We start from the raw sequence: 14577 nt of genomic DNA on the forward strand, positions 1-14577 counted from the left end.
CAAGAGAGCCGTAGCCTTTTTCAAAATGGTATTCTCTTCTTCAATGCGGCGGAGTTTCTTCTCCAGCTCGCGGATCCGCTGTTGTTCGGGGGTTAGCGGTGAGCCTTTAGGGGATACGCCTTGCTTCTCCTGTCGCAGCTGGTTTACCCATTTACGCATGGCTGAGTCGCTCACGCCCATAGCGCTTGCTGCCTCGGCTACGCTGTAGCCCTGCTTCGTTACCAGCTGAGCGGCTTCTAACTTGAACTCTGCGCTGAATGTCGGTCTTGTGTTCTTCATTTCTACCACCTTTTGTCCGGAAGTGAGTCTATCACTTCGTCTATTCAGGTGGCCAAATTCACTATGCCACTACAGGTCTACCGCCAGCGTTTGTACGATATCAGCTGGTTTATGCGCCACCTTAACGAGTCGATTGCGCGCCAAGCCAATAAAGAAGATAACTGCACAGGTCGCTTTTGGGAGGGCCGGTTTAAATCTCAGGCGCTGTTAGATGAAGCCGCCGTAGCAGCATGTATGGCCTACGTGGATTTGAATCCGATTCGGGCCAAGATTGCGGATACCCCAGAAAACTCGGCTCACACCAGCGTGAAAAAGCGTATCGAGAAGGCCAGGAAAGGCGAGCAGCCCAAGCAACTATGCCCATTTGTTGGTAATCCACGCAAGGATATGCCCGATGGTCTGCCATTTTCCTTGGCTGATTACTTGGCACTGGTGGATATGACGGGGCGGGTTATTCGCGAAGACAAGCGTGGTGCTATCGACGCCACGACCAGCCCCATCTTGGAGCGGCTCAACATCGACCATCAATGCTGGCTTGAGCTTACCACCGGTCTCGAGAAGCACTTTGGCGGCGTAGTTGGCAGAGATACCAGTCTGCTGCGCTACAAGGTCTGCCATCACCAACAGCGCGTTCAAGGAATGGGTGCAGCCAAGCGCTGGCTCAGTAGCGCGTAGTTAGCTCCTATTTCGGCTTCCTGCTATGTTAAAGGACGTAAAGTCGGTATTCGAATACTAAGGAAGTTCTGAGAGTACTGAGCACCTTTAGCTGTTGGAAGTGCGGAAGTAGATCACTCCCAACAGCTCTCATCAATAGCTAAACAATTTACTTTTACTGTCAAAAAATTTAACAGTTTTAGTTTGACCGGCTCAAATCCTCTAAATCCAAGTCATTGACAATCTTATAAAATGAATAATAACAATAATATATGTGGCTGCATTAAAAAATGTAACCAGTTTCAGAGATCGTGGCCTTATTCCTGCTTAGGCTAGTGCACTTACTCAAGACAGGTGTTAACTACAGTGAAAAAAGGACTTTTAGTACTGATGGCTGCTCTCGTTTCCATGAATGTGTGGGCTATGCCCATTACGTTGGATTTTGAGGGTTATGTGCAGCATTTGGAGCAGGATGGTGGTTTGCTGGAGTCGTCGCCCGATCATATCGATATCCAGGTCGGAGATAGCGTGATGTATAGCTTGACCTTCGATGTCGATAATCTGGATTACACCCGGCGCACCAGCAATTTGAGCGTGGGTTACCGCGTTGATATCGCCGGTCTGACTTGGCAGGACACGGGAACCTACTTTTTGTCTACGCGCACAGAGGACTTTGATACCTTTTATGCCTTTGAAAATGCGGCGGATGCGCTTAACGATACCACCAATACGCTGTTGGGCTTTTTTACCAGCGTGATTAACGTGGACGATATCAGCGCGATGTTGGCGGGCGAGGAGTTCACCCTGCTAGATAGCTTGGGTACCATGACCTTCGGTGATCAAAATGGTGACTTCGCCGCGAAGGTGGCATTTTCAGCACCAAGCGCTAGCGTGCCAGAGCCGGGCGTCATTGCACTGTTGTCGCTGGGCCTGATTAGCCTGTTTGCTGGCCGTCGTCGTAGAGCTTGATTTGCTATTTGATTGATTAGGCGAGGCTTAGGTGCGAGTTAGAACGCAGCTTAGTTTCGAACAAGTATCAGCGTAACTGGCGTTAATAAACAAAGGCCACAGATGTGGCCTTTGTTTTATGTAGTTTTAGAGCGTTAACTAGTGACCGAGTTGCTCTTTAAGCAGCTTCTCGCGCGCTTCCGGTGACGAGCTTAGCCCGCCAATTAGCGCGTAAAGTCCTGGAATCACAAACAACGTTACCAAGGTCGCTAAGGCCATGCCGCTGAAGATCACCACCCCAACCGCAAAGCGGGTCTCCGAGCCTGCACCGCTGGCTAGCAGCATTGGTACAGAGCCCAGCAGGGTAGTGAGTGCAGTCATTAGAATCGGCCGTAAACGTTGCTCGGCAGCATTGACGATGGCGGACAGGGTATCTTGGCCCTGATCGCGCAATTGATTGGCAAATTCTACAATCAAAATGCCGTTTTTAGTCGCCATGCCAATTAACATCAACATGCCAAGTTGGCTGTAGATGTTGAAGCTTTCGTCACTGATAAGTAGGCCTACTAATCCCCCAAGCAGGGCAAGCGGCACGGTCAGCATCACAATCGAGGGGCTAACAAAGCTCTCGAACTGCGCGGCTAATACCAGATAACACACCAGTAGCGACATCAAGAACAGCAGGCCGATTTCGCGCTGGTTGTCGTAGTAGTCCTTCGACTCGCCGGCATAGGCGTAGGTGAAGCCGGTGGGGAGGATTTGCTCTGCTTGTTCGTTCAAGTACTCGAGTGCCTGACCTAAGGTGGCACCGTCGGCAAGGTTGGCCTTGAGGTTAATCGACTTTTTACGCTGGTAGTGGAACAAGCCGCGTGCCGAGGCCACTTCTTCCACCTCAATCAGGTTGGCCAGCGAGACCAATGCACCGTTTTCTGAGCGCACATAGACTTTGGCGAAATCCGAGGGCGATTGGAAGTGCTCTTCGTCGGCGCGCAAATACACATCATACTCTTCGCCGCGTTCGCTAAAGCGGGTCTGGCTGTGACCGCCGAGCAATACCTCAAGGGTGTTGCCAATCGCGTCCATGCTGACGTTGAGCTGCTGTGCCACCGAGCGGTTCACATGCACGAGCATCTCAGGGGTGCTGGGGTTGTAGTCAAGCTTGGGGTCGCGCATGAACTCGCTTTGGCGCGCTAACTCTTCGAGCTGCTTGGCGTAGACAAAGATTTCATCGTAGTCATCGCCTTGCAGCACAAACTGGACTGGTTCACCCATACCGCCACCAAAGCCAGGCTGGTAGGGATGGATCTGTACGTCGGTGACATCACGGGTGAGCTCGCGCACCATCTCGACCACATCGGCGGCGTTCTCTTCACGCTCGTTCCAATCCTTGAGCACCAGAATCACAAAGCCTTGGTGATCGGCCCAAGAGCCAAAGGCGGGTGCTGACCAGTTTAGTGATTGCACCGGGCCATCGAGCAAGGGAAGCAGGCGGTCTTCGATGGCTTGCATGCTGATCAGCATGCGGTCGTAACTGGTGGCCTCCAGGCCGCCGATATAGACATTCACCACTGAGCGGTCTTCGCGGGGGGAGAACTCCGAGCGCTGTTGGCCATAACTGTAGTAGAGGCCCGCGAAACATAAGGTAAGTAGCAGGGGAGCTAACCATTTGTACTGTAGCTGCTTAGTTAGCACGCTGCGATAGTGGCGGCGCAGGGCGATCATCGCTTGGTCTACCCAGCGGCACACCAAGGCTGGGCGGCCGATCTCTTTCTCGAAGATCTTGCCAGCCATCACCGGCGTGAGGGTCAGCGCGACGATGGAGGAGAACACCACCGAGGCAGACAGTAGCACTGCAAACTCAGCAAACATATCGCCGATCTTGCCCTGCAGGAACAGCAGCGGCAGGAACACCATCACCAGCACCGCAGTGGTGGCAATTACCGCGAAGTTAAGCTCTTTGGTGCCCTTGAACGCGGCGACCAAGGCGTTCTCCCCCAGTTGTCGGTGGCGGATAATGTTCTCCACCACCACAATCGCGTCGTCGACCACCAGGCCAATCGCTAGAACCAGCGCCATCAGCGTGATCAGGTTAATCGAGTAGCCCAGCAGATAGGCCACCGAGAATGCAGCAATCAGTGAGATTGGCACCGCCACAGCAGGAATAATGGTGGCGCTGAGCCGGCCAAGGAACAGATACAGTACCGCAATCACCAACACCGCACAGATGAACAGGGTTTGGTAGACCTCGAAGATAGCCGTGCGGATAAACACAGTGCTGTCGTAGTCCACCTCTAGCGAGGCGCCTTCGGGTAGAAAGCGGCGCAGGTATTCCAGCTCGTTGGTCACAGCATCGACCACATCCAAGGGGTTGGCCTGCGACATGGGTACGATGCCTAGCCCCATGTTATCTACGCCGTTACTTTTGAAGGTAGTGGTGTCCTTCTTCGCGCCAATATAGATATCGGCGATGTCGCCCAACAGCACGATATCGTCGTTGTACTCGGCCACTTTCAGGTGCTTAAAGTCTTGCTCACCTTGGTAGAGGCGCTCCATGCGAACTACGACATTGAGGCTGTCATTACGCACATAGCCGGCGGGTAGCTCGAGGTTCTCTCGGCCAAGGGCTTGAATAACATCTTGGGTGGTGAGGCCGCGGCCAGCCATGGCTACCGGGTCGAGCTCGATATACATGACTCGCTCAACCAGACCTGAGGTATTCACAGAGCTTACACCGGGCAGCATGCTTAGCCGTTCGACCAATACTCGCTGGGTGTAGTCACTTAGCTCGACGCGGTCTTGCAGTTGTGCAGTGAGTTTTAGCCAAAGGATCGGCCCTGCTTGGTCATCATTTTTACGTACCACAGGTTCATCGATGTCATCGGGCAGGCGATTGCGGGCGCGGCCTACGGCGTCGCGGACATCGCTGATCGCCTGCAGCATATCGTGGCCTTGCTTGAAGGTAATGGTGATGCCTGACCAGCCATCCCACGAAGAAGACCAGATATAGTCGATGCCATCGATTCCAGAGAGCTGGTCTTCGATAGGCTTGGTAATCTGCGATTCAACAATGGACGACGCGCTACCACGATAGGGCGTGCCGATGGAGATCACCGGGTTGTCGATATCTGGCATCTCGCGCACTGGCAACATGCTGTAGCCAACCATACCAAACAAGATCAATAGCAAACTGAGTACCACCGCACTGACCGGGCGGTACATCGCAATATCGGAAATTCTCATGAGCGGATGACTTCAACCTCTGCGCCGTCGTGCAGTTTAACCATGCCTTTGATAACGATTTGCTCGCCTTGGCTAAGGCCGTGAATCACTTCCACCTGATTGGCACTGCGTTGTCCCAGCTCCACCTCAACCTTTTCTACATTTTCGCCATTGAGGCGGTATACGTAGCGCTTGTGGCCTTCGTACACGATGCTCTGTAGCGGGATCACCACACTCGGCATAGAGTGCAGCTTCAGCTCTCCGCTAACCAAACTACCCGGTGGCAGTTGTTGTTGCTGATTGTCCAGCTCAAACATCAGGTGCATGCTCAGGCTGTCATCGCGCACCCGGGTGTCGATGGCGACCAAGTCAGCAATGATGCTCAGGTCGGGGCGGCTGGCATCACTTAAGGTGGCCTGCTTGTCTGGTACCACCTGACTGAGGTAGCGGGTTGGGATTGGGGCGTTCAGGCGCAAGGTGCTGGCATCATCGAGTGTGGTGAGCGCTTGTTCGCGGGAGATCAACTGGCCGGGGCTAAGCTCGATTAAGCCCAAGCGGCCGGCAAAGGGGGCGCGGATCTCCCGGTCTTCCAAGTTGGCTTGAGCCAGATTCAGTTCGGCTTGCTGCATGGCCAGCTCTGACTCGATGGCTTCCACCTCGGTTTGGGTAACCGCGCCGCGGGGGAGCAGGCTTTGCAGATTGCGGTAGCGGCGTTCGACGTCGGCCAAACGCGCGCGCTCGCGCTCGACAATGGCGTTTTGCTGGCGGTTATCGAGTTGGAACAGCAGTTGCCCTTCGGCCACTTGCTCACCGGATTTGACCGCGACTTGTTGCAATCGGCCATCGACATCTGATTGAATTGTGACGGATCGTTCGGCATAAACGGTGCCGAGAATGTGCAATCGCTGCTGCAACTGTTGCTCTGTGACGTCGGTGACTTCGACACTGATTGATAGATTTTGATGGACCGGTTCGTCCGACTCTTTGCCAGTAAGTAGCCAGGAGGCGACTACAGCCAGCAGTGCTGCTAAGCCAAGCAGAACACGCATGATTACACCCCTTGAAAAAAGAACGCTGGGACATTACATCAGTTAATAGACCGCAGCTAGCGCGATATTGTGAAATTCAGTAAAAAGTGAACTGCATCAAGGTATCAAAGTTTTGAAATATTTTCGCTAGTTTAAAAAACTCTTTGGCGTTGCGTGATGGACACTATATAAACGCGTTAGTGTAGAGCTCTCTACTAGCTGCTCTGATTTAACAAGGACAAGTTTCGTTGGATATGGATTTAGATAGTCAGAATGACCTCGGTGCTTCGCATTGGCGAGAGCTGCTTAAAGGGGCGCTCGCCGTCACCCCACTGTCAATTGCGGTACTTCCTTGGGGCCTGCTTGCTGGATCGTTTGCCCTGGAAAGTGGCCTGGATGTGTTTCAAAGCCAAGCGATGTCAGCCATTGTGTTTGCGGGGTCAACCCAGCTGGTGGCCTGTGGCTTGTTTAAGGCTGGCGCTAGCCTCTCGACCATGTTGCTCACCACACTGTTTGTCACCTCGCGACACCTGCTTTACAGCTTGGCGATGCGCCCGCATATCAGCAAGCAGCCGCTGCGCTGGCGCTTGTTATTGGGCTTTTTGTTGACCGATGAACTGTTTGCCCTGTGCGGCAAGCAAAAGCCCGAGCAGTTTGACCGTTGGTACGCACTCGGTGCCGGGCTCTGGTTCTACCTATGTTGGAATGCAGCAAGCCTTGTGGGGATCGTGGCTGGTGCGCAGCTCCCCAATCTACAAGAGCTAGGTCTCGATTTTGCGGTCGCCGCCACCTTTATTGCCTTGGTGATCCCGCAAGTAAAGTCACTGCCGGTGCTCGCCGCGGTGCTGATTGCGGGCGTTGCCTCGCTGGTGTTTGAGTTAATCGAGCTAAGTGGTGGGCTGATATTCGCCAGCTTACTGGCGATGGTGTCTGCTTACCTGTTAGAGAAAGCGCAGCAAGCAGGGAGGGGGCGCTGATGATTTGGCTTGCTATTATCTTGATGACCTTGGTGGTGTTTACCAGCCGCTACTTGTTCCTTGAGCCCAAATTGCCGCTCAAGCTCAATCGCCATGCCCGAGGGATCTTGGCATACTCGAGCGCTGCGGTATTGACCGCGCTTTGGGTGCCGCTGGTGTTTATTCCTGAGGGCGAGCTTAACCTAAAACTAAGCAATCCTTATCTAGTGGCGGCGCTGGTGGCCATTGTGTTGGCCAAGGCCACCAAGAACGTGCTGTTGACCACCGTGCTGAGTATGTTGCTGTTCTTCGGGTTGAAGCAGTGGCTGGGCTAGGCACCCAGCCGTTTTTGCTTACGCCCTTGTATAAAGTAAAGGCTTAGCTTGCGACGTGTTCGGCTAGCGAGAAGGCGGGGCAGGCAACACCTCGAACATCATCAAGTTTTAGAGCAAGTAGGCTGCCACTCAATGGGTACTCTGCAAGCTGTTGCTCGCTCATCCCGTTACGTGCAGTGGTAATAAACAGCGTATCGAGCTTGCTACCGCCGAAGGCACATTTGGTGACATTCAACGCCGGTATCGGGATCTCACGCTCTAAGCTACCATCCGGACGGTAACGGGAGAGTCGTGCACCGCCCCAGTGGCCCACCCAAAGATGGTGCTCGGCATCGATGGCGATGCCATCGGGGTGTCCTTGCTCTTCACTAAACTCCACCCATTGATTGAGTTGCACGACGTGGCCTTGGGCATCCAGCTGACCTCTCAGAATCTGCCGCTGCTCAGTGTCGACAAAAAAGGCATTGTCGCCGTCAAAGGTGGGGCCATTGGTCACGACATAACTGCCAGGCATGGCCTGAAGCTCAAGCTTTGGCGTTAGTCGGTAGAAGTTACCGCTCTCACGTGCACATTCCTTATCCATGGTGCCAAACCAGATATCGCCGGTAGGCGCTACCCAAGCATCGTTGCAGCGCATGTCGGGGTTATCGCTGAGCAACTCAAGCAGTGGTTCGGCGTCGCGTTGCCCGTCCCGAATGAGGTAGATCCCATCTTCATAGAAACCAACCAGTTGACCCGCCGGCTCACAAGGCAGCACTGCGCTGAGCATATTCGGTTGTGGGCAGCTTTGACAACGTTGGCTAGATGGTTGGTAGTAGTTGAGGGTTTTTCCGATGATGTCTACCCAGTAAATAGCCTGTTCTGATGGGAGCCAAACTGGGCCTTCGCCCAATAGGTTAGACGCCGGGGAGAGAGCGCTGAACTGAAAACCAGCGTGAATATGTGTGCTCATGCAAGGGCAACCGTATGATGAATAACGCGATTATGATGCCAAACAAGTTAGCTCATGGACAGTGACCAATACGCCGTTTGCAAATGAAACTTGTTTCAGGGTAATTCACTGGTTTTGTTAAGAAACTCGTCAATTTAGCGGCGTTCGCAGCTGCTACAGCCGCGGCAAGCGACCCGGTGGCCGGCAGGGCGCTGGCTGCGTTGTACCCGGCAATAGGCGTTCTTCAGAGCGCGGCGAAAGTCAAACCAGTCCTCAGCGTTTGCAATGAGCAGGTTGCCCATAAAGCGTTTACGTAGCTCAACACGATGGGTTTTGATAAAGCTGCGGCCAGCTTCGACATCAAAATGGCTAAACACCGCCACCAAATCAGCATTCGTTGCCTGTTGTTTGAGCTGTTCGATTGTCTGAGACATGGCCATAGTTGCTGGTGCTTGAGGTGTAATGCTATCCCGAGAGCGGTTGCTGTTCAACGACTTAGCCCTAATTTGCGCACACGGAATGATTAATAAATGACCAGTGGGTGGTGAATATATAAGCAGCTAATGGCGCTTTTGCCCTATATTTGTTGATTTGATCTTATTATCATTAGCTGATTTTATAGCAGTAATAACTAAGATGGATTGTCGTGATGTTGATCGGTGCGCCTGAGGTTCGTGGCTCATTGAAGCAAAGTAATTCAGGGACGAATATGAACTTTTCAGCCTGTGAACTCAAAGAATTGTTCTCCTGCTTGCCCGATCCGGTGTTTGTGCTTAGCGAAACCGGGCGCTATGTTGCGGTGCGTGGTGGGGTAGATCAAGAGGCTTATCAAGATGGTAAGGTGCTTGAAGGCAAGCATGTGTCGCAGGTGTTTCCTGAAGACCAATACCCGTGGTACATCGAGCAAATAGGCAAAGTACTTCAGCAAGGCCGAATGCAAACCGTTGAGTACTCATTTTGCCCGGCGAATATAGAAATCTTGGACACCTCCATTGGCCCTTTGGTGACTCAGTATTATGAAGCTAAAGTGTTCCCGCTTAGCTTTCTTCATGAAGGTGAGCGATTGGTGCTGTGGATGGCGCACAACGTGTCGAGCCGATATCAAAATGAACGGCAACTACGTTTGCAGTCGCTCACCGATGAACTCACTAGCTTGTATAATCGACGACACTTCTTCAATCAGTTGAATAGCGTATTGAACCTGATGCAGCTTGGACAGGCCCCCACTGGGAGCTTGTTGTTGTTCGATGTGGACTATTTCAAGTTGATCAATGACCGCCATGGTCACCAAGCTGGTGACAGTGTATTACGTGAACTGCGCCCGTTCTTGCTGCCCATCTTGCGTGACGAAGACCTGCTAGCTCGGGTTGGTGGCGAGGAGTTTGCCATCTTGCTGCTCGGTAAAGGCAGTGCCGCGGCGCTGGAGGTAGCTGAACGGATCCGCGTTGAGACTGCCAAGCATGTGTTTATGCACCAAGGTCTGAAGATGTCTATCACGCTGAGCTTTGGCGTGGCAGAACTGTCACCCACCGATAGCTCGGACAGCGTGTTTGGCAGAGCCGATGCGGCGCTCTATCGCGCCAAGCATGCCGGGCGCAATCAGGTGGTGCTGTCGAGCGCTTCAGATAACTCTCAGCGTGAGCTTGCCTAGCAATAAATGCTAGGCGCTAGATTTGGTTGCGCGAGATAGCGGCTCGATTAACCGCTGATAAGCAAACATGGCTGCCAGCATGCTGACAAAGAACACCCAAACCGGTGGCTGCCCACTGATTAACATGGTCAATCCCGGTCCGGGGCAGATCCCCGCCACACCCCAACCAATCCCAAACAGAGACGCGCCCGCCAGCAACTTGCCATCGATTTGCTTATTTGCAGGTAGCTGCAGAGGCTGGCCGGTAAGTGCAGTCTTTGATGCGTCAACCCGCGGTTTTATCAGCCACTGGTAGGCCGGTATAAACACTGCCAGCGCACCACCCATCACAAAGGCCAGACTCGGATTCCAGCTCGCAGAAAGAGTAAGAAAACCCAATACATTGTTAGGGTTCACCATACCTGAGATCATCATGCCCAGACCAAACACTACCCCGCATAACAGGGCGATAAGCTTTGCATTCATCGTTAGCTCCTAGTGAATAAGGGTTGCGGTGATCATGGCACACAGCATAAACACTGTGGTAGCTACAATGGAGCGCAGCGATAGCCGGCCGATGCCGCAGATGCCATGGCCGCTGGTGCAGCCATTGGCCATACGGCTGCCAATACCGACCAGCACACCGGCGATAACCGCAATAGGTAGTGGCACTGTCACCGCTGGCAATGGAACGCCAGCCAGCACCGCCATACTGCCCCCAAGCAACATGCCGCCAGCAAACCAAAGCTGCCAAGGTCCGCGTAGCGAGCCTTTGCTTAACAGGCTGGCGACAATACCGCTGATACCGGCAATGCGGCCGGTATAAAGCAACAAGGCCACAGCGGAGAGGCCGAGCAAGGCGCCACCCAGCAGGGCTGGAAGGAGTGAATTCAAGGTCATGATATTACCATTAGATAAAGCTAATATTGGAATTATAGCGACAGTTTAATATTAGGCAATACTAATTTAATAAGGTCCGACTGGGAGAGGCGTGAAAAGAGTGAGGAAACAAGCGAAGTCGTTCTGCAAGGGTAAAAAGTAAAGCGGTGCCAAATTGGCACCGCTTGTCTGTTAGATAAATGCCTTACGACAACGCGCTGAAACCCACTCGGAAAACACCACGGTCGCCAGAATCGAGATAAAGATCAGTGACACCTGCGGCCATGCCAGTGTTGCCAAAGATTCATTCAGACGCAAACCAATGCCGCCAGCGCCCACCAAACCCAACACGGTGGATTCACGGATGTTGATATCCCAACGGAAGATGGTGGTGCCGATAAAGGTCGGCATAATCTGTGGAACTACCGCGTAATCGAGGATCTGCATAGGGCTTGCGCCAGTAGCTGTGATGGCCGACACCTGGGTAGCATTGATCTCTTCGATGGCCTCGTACATCAGTTTGGCCACAAAACCGATAGAGCGAAGTGCAATGGCGATAATTCCCGCGAGCAGGCCGGGCCCCATGATCGCGACCAATAGTAGCGCCCAAATCAGCGAGTTAATCGAGCGGCTGGCAGCAATCACAAACAGCGCGATGGGCCGAACCAGCAGCTGGCTAGGCGTGGTGTTGCGCGCGGCTAAAAAGGCCACTGGGATCGCCATCACTACACCGAGCGCGGTACCAAGGGTTGCGATATTAATGGTGTCCCATAGCGGTTGCCACAGGCTCTCCATATATGACCAACGGGGAGGCCACATACGTGAGCTGATATCGGCGAGTTGATTGGGCGCGTCGGTGACAAAGTACCACAGTGTCTGGTGGTTCATCTGTTGCCAGCAAAATGCACACAGCACTACAAACCACAGCCATGCTAGCCAGCGTAACAGTCGCTGAGTGCGGCTGTGTTTTTCCCACTGCTGGGGGTAATCATTGATGTTCAACATTGGCGATGCCCCTAGTGAATGCGTTTACGGATCTGGCCAGAGGCAAACTCTGCCAACATAACCAACAGGATAATCATCAATAGGATCGCGGCGGCCGAGTCATACTCGTAGCGGTCCATGGCGGTGTTCAAGGTCGCGCCGATACCGCCAGCGCCAACGATGCCGATCACCGCTGATTCACGGAAGTTGATATCAAGGCGGTACAAGCTAAGACCAATCAGCCTAGGCATCACTTGCGGCTGCACCGCATAGTTCACCTGTTGCAGCCAGTTAGCGCCGGTAGCACGCATGGCGGTGAGCGATGCGGGGTCGATCTCTTCTATCTCTTCGGCAAACAGCTTGGCTAGAAAGCCGATGGTGGCGAAGGTCAGCGTGACAAAACCGGCGAAGGCGCCGAAGCCGAACAAGGCCACACAGAGAATCGCGATGATGATCTCTTGAAAGCTACGGGCGATGGCGATAAAGCTGCGACAGAACAGGTACACCGGCGTGGGTGCCAGGTTACGCGCCGAGCCCAAGCCGAACGGGATCGACAAAATCACACCTGCAACCGTGGCGCACAGCGTCATGGTCAGGCTCTCATAGATGCCATCGACAATATTGCTCCAGCGGCTGGTGAAGTCAGGGTTGAGAAAAGCCTGGACAAAGCGCCAACCGCGCTCGCCGCCTTCCCATACCCGTTGCCAGTTGACCTCAACCGAATCAAAGGCGAAAAACAGATACACCGCAGCCAACAGCCACAGGCCGTAACGAATGCTGGGTTTACTAATCAGTGGCGGCTTGCGCCAGGTAGTGGGGTAGTTTGACACTGACTGCATTACGCAATCTCCCGCAGTGTCTCGAGCTCTTGCTGCTCAGTTTGGTTCCAGTCTTCTTCCCCGTAGATCAGGGTAAGCACCGAGTCATCCAGTTGCTGGGGCTTGCCATCGAATACCACCACGCCTTGCTGCAGGCCGATGATCCGCTTCACAAACATCTTGGCTAGATTGACGTCGTGGATGTTGATGATGGCGGGCAGACCTCGTTCGCTGCAGATCTCGCTGATAAGGCGCATCACCTGACGGGCGGTGCGCGGATCAAGCGCAGCGGTGGGCTCGTCAATCAGCAGCAGCTCTGGGTCTTGTGCCAGTGCGCGGGCGATACCGACGCGTTGACGTTGACCTCCTGAGAGCGCATCAACGCGCTTGTCAGCATGCTCTAGCAGGCCAACCCGGTCGAGTAGGGCATAGGCTTGTTGGATATCTTGCTCAGGGTACTTGCGTAGCAGGCTGCGCCAAAACGGCACGTAGCCAAGGCGGCCTGAGAGCACATTCTCCATCACGGTTAGGCGCTCAATCAGGGCGTATTCCTGGAATATCATTGCTATCTTTCTGCGCGCTTTACGCAGGCTTTGGCCACCGAGTTTGGTGAGATCCTGATCTTTAAACAGCACCAGCCCATTGGTCGGATTGTTCAGGCGATTGATACAGCGGATCAGGGTGGATTTACCAGCACCAGACGGTCCGATCAAGCCGACGATTTCGCCTGCTTGAACGTCGATGGTTACGTCGGTAAGTGCTTTGTCTTTGGCTGAGTAGTGCATACTCAGATTCTTTAGTTGCAAAGTGGCCATTGGGTCTTTCCTGTCAGTTTCAGCTGACCTTTATTTACTAATAACAACGCCGCGACCGGGGCCGCGGCGTATTACGCGCTAATGCGGCTTAGCTACAGGTGTAAGACACACCATTTGCCGTATCGATGGTGCGAATCACTTCCCAGTGTTCTTGGTAAGTAATTGGAATGAACTGCGCTTCACCGTTGCGGGTGAACTCTTCTTGTAGCTTGGTGCCTTCCCAATCAAAGCTGAAGAATGCATCGCGGATCTGGTTCTGCAGGTCTTCGCTTAGGTTGTGTGCCACGCCGTAAGCCGTGGTCGGGAAGGTTTGTGAGGTGTAGATGGTTTTGATGTCTTCTTGTTTAACTACGCCACGGTCGAGCATACGACCCATGACTGAGTTAGCGATGGCCGCAGCGTCGTAGTCACGATGAGCTACACCGATAATCGAGTTGTCGTGAGCGCCCGAGAAGGCCGTGTCGAAGTCATCGCCTGGCTTCATGCCAAACTCTGCATCCAGAATCGCTGAAGGCGCCTTGAAGCCTGAGTTCGAGGTTTGCGAGGTAAATGCCACCTTTTTACCTTTCAGGTCTTCAACCGCATCGATGCCGTTACTTGGGTGGGTGATGATTTCCATTTCGTAACCAAATGAGCCGTCTTCAGCAGCCATAATGGTGAAAGGCACGAAGCCCGCGCAGTTTACGGCAAGTGGGGTTGAGCCAGTGTTAAAGCCAGCAACGTGCAGGCGGCCTGCGCGCATCGCTTCGATTTGCGCGGCGTTGTTTTGAACGGGGAAGAAGCGCACATCTTTACCGGTTTTCTCGCTCAGGTGAGCCAGAAAATCGCTCCATACGTCGGCGTATACCGCAGGATCTTCAACCGGGGTGTAGGCAAAGATCAGGGTGTTTGGATCAACCTGTTGCGACGCGCTTGGCAGATCAGCAGTCAGGTTGCCAGAGGTATCTTGGTAGCGAGCGTCCAGGCTTGAAGCTGCGGTGGTTGCAGATACTGCTAGCGCAGCCAGAGTTAACGCAAACTTTTTCATTCGAGTGTCCTTTGCGGATTTAGTTTAAATGCAGCGCGGACTATAGAAGGCTGATATGACAGATATGCGTCAGT

Annotated in this window: 16 protein-coding genes; 5 read left to right on the forward strand and 11 right to left on the reverse strand. The window is 53.5% G+C overall.

Annotated elements, in window-relative coordinates:
- Positions 1 to 279, reverse strand: a 279-nt coding sequence (locus G462_RS0117950) for an IS3 family transposase (protein ID WP_026960218.1), incomplete at its 3' end; no start/stop codon positions are given.
- A 63-nt stretch (positions 280 to 342) separates the two neighbouring features.
- Between G462_RS0117950 and G462_RS23305 the strand changes: the two genes are divergently transcribed.
- Both G462_RS23305 and G462_RS0117960 read left to right on the forward strand, forming a co-directional pair.
- Positions 343 to 954, forward strand: a complete 612-nt coding sequence (locus tag G462_RS23305) for a hypothetical protein (RefSeq protein WP_051326842.1) — start codon at positions 343 to 345, stop codon at positions 952 to 954.
- A 402-nt stretch (positions 955 to 1356) separates the two neighbouring features.
- The gene (locus G462_RS0117960; protein ID WP_169720186.1) at positions 1357 to 1902 is read left to right on the forward strand and encodes a PEP-CTERM sorting domain-containing protein; all 546 of its coding nucleotides are present in this window, start codon (positions 1357 to 1359) and stop codon (positions 1900 to 1902) included.
- A gap of 138 nt (positions 1903 to 2040) precedes the next feature.
- On the opposite strand, the gene G462_RS0117965 is transcribed toward G462_RS0117960, so the two are convergent.
- Together G462_RS0117965 and G462_RS0117970 are read right to left on the reverse strand one after the other, a co-directional pair.
- A complete protein-coding gene (locus G462_RS0117965) occupies positions 2041 to 5121 on the reverse strand; it encodes an efflux RND transporter permease subunit (protein ID WP_026960220.1) in 3081 nt (1026 codons plus the stop codon).
- Positions 5118 to 6149: an efflux RND transporter periplasmic adaptor subunit gene (locus tag G462_RS0117970; protein ID WP_026960221.1), complete on the reverse strand. Its 1032-nt coding sequence runs from the start codon at positions 6147 to 6149 to the stop codon at positions 5118 to 5120. The genes G462_RS0117965 and G462_RS0117970 overlap by 4 nt, the downstream gene beginning before the upstream one ends.
- 233 nt (positions 6150 to 6382) lie before the next feature.
- Between G462_RS0117970 and G462_RS0117975 the strand changes: the two genes are divergently transcribed.
- Complete coding sequence (locus tag G462_RS0117975; RefSeq protein WP_026960222.1) at positions 6383 to 7105, forward strand: AzlC family ABC transporter permease; 723 nt, start codon at positions 6383 to 6385, stop codon at positions 7103 to 7105.
- Positions 7105 to 7419, forward strand: coding sequence for an AzlD domain-containing protein (locus G462_RS0117980; protein ID WP_026960223.1), 315 nt, complete (start codon positions 7105 to 7107; stop codon positions 7417 to 7419). The genes G462_RS0117975 and G462_RS0117980 overlap by 1 nt, the downstream gene beginning before the upstream one ends.
- A 43-nt stretch (positions 7420 to 7462) precedes the next feature.
- On the opposite strand, the gene G462_RS0117985 is transcribed toward G462_RS0117980, so the two are convergent.
- The gene (locus tag G462_RS0117985; RefSeq protein ID WP_026960224.1) at positions 7463 to 8371 is read right to left on the reverse strand and encodes an SMP-30/gluconolactonase/LRE family protein; all 909 of its coding nucleotides are present in this window, start codon (positions 8369 to 8371) and stop codon (positions 7463 to 7465) included.
- 134 nt (positions 8372 to 8505) lie between these two features.
- The gene (locus G462_RS0117990; RefSeq protein WP_026960225.1) at positions 8506 to 8784 is read right to left on the reverse strand and encodes a hypothetical protein; all 279 of its coding nucleotides are present in this window, start codon (positions 8782 to 8784) and stop codon (positions 8506 to 8508) included.
- 275 nt (positions 8785 to 9059) lie between these two features.
- Between G462_RS0117990 and G462_RS0117995 the strand changes: the two genes are divergently transcribed.
- Positions 9060 to 10001 carry a sensor domain-containing diguanylate cyclase gene (locus tag G462_RS0117995; protein ID WP_026960226.1) on the forward strand — a complete coding sequence of 314 codons (942 nt, stop codon included), beginning with the start codon at positions 9060 to 9062 and terminating at the stop codon, positions 9999 to 10001.
- Positions 10002 to 10010: 9 nt separating this feature from the next.
- Here the strand turns inward: G462_RS0117995 and G462_RS0118000 are convergent, their stop codons facing one another.
- From G462_RS0118000 to phnD, 6 genes are all read right to left on the reverse strand, one after another.
- The gene (locus G462_RS0118000; RefSeq protein ID WP_026960227.1) at positions 10011 to 10466 is read right to left on the reverse strand and encodes a DUF6691 family protein; all 456 of its coding nucleotides are present in this window, start codon (positions 10464 to 10466) and stop codon (positions 10011 to 10013) included.
- Positions 10467 to 10475: 9 nt separating this feature from the next.
- Positions 10476 to 10880 carry a YeeE/YedE family protein gene (locus G462_RS0118005; RefSeq protein WP_026960228.1) on the reverse strand — a complete coding sequence of 135 codons (405 nt, stop codon included), beginning with the start codon at positions 10878 to 10880 and terminating at the stop codon, positions 10476 to 10478.
- A gap of 171 nt (positions 10881 to 11051) precedes the next feature.
- Positions 11052 to 11864 carry a phosphonate ABC transporter, permease protein PhnE gene (gene phnE / locus G462_RS0118010; RefSeq protein WP_026960229.1) on the reverse strand — a complete coding sequence of 271 codons (813 nt, stop codon included), beginning with the start codon at positions 11862 to 11864 and terminating at the stop codon, positions 11052 to 11054.
- Between the two features lie 11 nt (positions 11865 to 11875).
- A complete protein-coding gene (gene phnE / locus G462_RS0118015; protein WP_026960230.1) occupies positions 11876 to 12682 on the reverse strand; it encodes a phosphonate ABC transporter, permease protein PhnE in 807 nt (268 codons plus the stop codon).
- Positions 12682 to 13476 (reverse strand): phosphonate ABC transporter ATP-binding protein, encoded by a 795-nt coding sequence (phnC, locus tag G462_RS0118020; protein WP_026960231.1) that lies wholly within the window; start codon positions 13474 to 13476, stop codon positions 12682 to 12684. Before phnC ends, phnE (G462_RS0118015) begins: the two co-directional genes overlap by 1 nt.
- 88 nt (positions 13477 to 13564) lie before the next feature.
- Positions 13565 to 14503 (reverse strand): phosphate/phosphite/phosphonate ABC transporter substrate-binding protein, encoded by a 939-nt coding sequence (phnD, locus tag G462_RS0118025; protein ID WP_026960232.1) that lies wholly within the window; start codon positions 14501 to 14503, stop codon positions 13565 to 13567.
- Between the last annotated feature and the right edge of the window lie 74 nt (positions 14504 to 14577).

This window comes from Aliagarivorans taiwanensis DSM 22990, from assembly GCF_000429505.1.
GTDB classification, from domain to species: Bacteria; Pseudomonadota; Gammaproteobacteria; order Enterobacterales; family Celerinatantimonadaceae; genus Aliagarivorans; species Aliagarivorans taiwanensis.

Coding starts and splice junctions, on each gene's coding strand:
- G462_RS0117960 (WP_169720186.1), top strand. CDS start 1,357: ATGCCCATTACGTTGGATTTTGAGGGTTATGTGCAGCATTTGGAGCAG.
- G462_RS0117975 (WP_026960222.1), top strand. CDS start 6,383: ATGGATTTAGATAGTCAGAATGACCTCGGTGCTTCGCATTGGCGAGAG.
- G462_RS0117965 (WP_026960220.1), bottom strand. CDS start 5,121: ATGAGAATTTCCGATATTGCGATGTACCGCCCGGTCAGTGCGGTGGTA.
- phnE (WP_026960230.1), bottom strand. CDS start 12,682: ATGCAGTCAGTGTCAAACTACCCCACTACCTGGCGCAAGCCGCCACTG.
- G462_RS23305 (WP_051326842.1), top strand. CDS start 343: ATGCCACTACAGGTCTACCGCCAGCGTTTGTACGATATCAGCTGGTTT.
- G462_RS0118000 (WP_026960227.1), bottom strand. CDS start 10,466: ATGAATGCAAAGCTTATCGCCCTGTTATGCGGGGTAGTGTTTGGTCTG.
- phnE (WP_026960229.1), bottom strand. CDS start 11,864: ATGTTGAACATCAATGATTACCCCCAGCAGTGGGAAAAACACAGCCGC.
- G462_RS0118005 (WP_026960228.1), bottom strand. CDS start 10,880: ATGACCTTGAATTCACTCCTTCCAGCCCTGCTGGGTGGCGCCTTGCTC.
- G462_RS0117970 (WP_026960221.1), bottom strand. CDS start 6,149: ATGCGTGTTCTGCTTGGCTTAGCAGCACTGCTGGCTGTAGTCGCCTCC.
- phnD (WP_026960232.1), bottom strand. CDS start 14,503: ATGAAAAAGTTTGCGTTAACTCTGGCTGCGCTAGCAGTATCTGCAACC.
- G462_RS0117985 (WP_026960224.1), bottom strand. CDS start 8,371: ATGAGCACACATATTCACGCTGGTTTTCAGTTCAGCGCTCTCTCCCCG.
- G462_RS0117980 (WP_026960223.1), top strand. CDS start 7,105: ATGATTTGGCTTGCTATTATCTTGATGACCTTGGTGGTGTTTACCAGC.
- G462_RS0117990 (WP_026960225.1), bottom strand. CDS start 8,784: ATGTCTCAGACAATCGAACAGCTCAAACAACAGGCAACGAATGCTGAT.
- phnC (WP_026960231.1), bottom strand. CDS start 13,476: ATGGCCACTTTGCAACTAAAGAATCTGAGTATGCACTACTCAGCCAAA.
- G462_RS0117995 (WP_026960226.1), top strand. CDS start 9,060: ATGAACTTTTCAGCCTGTGAACTCAAAGAATTGTTCTCCTGCTTGCCC.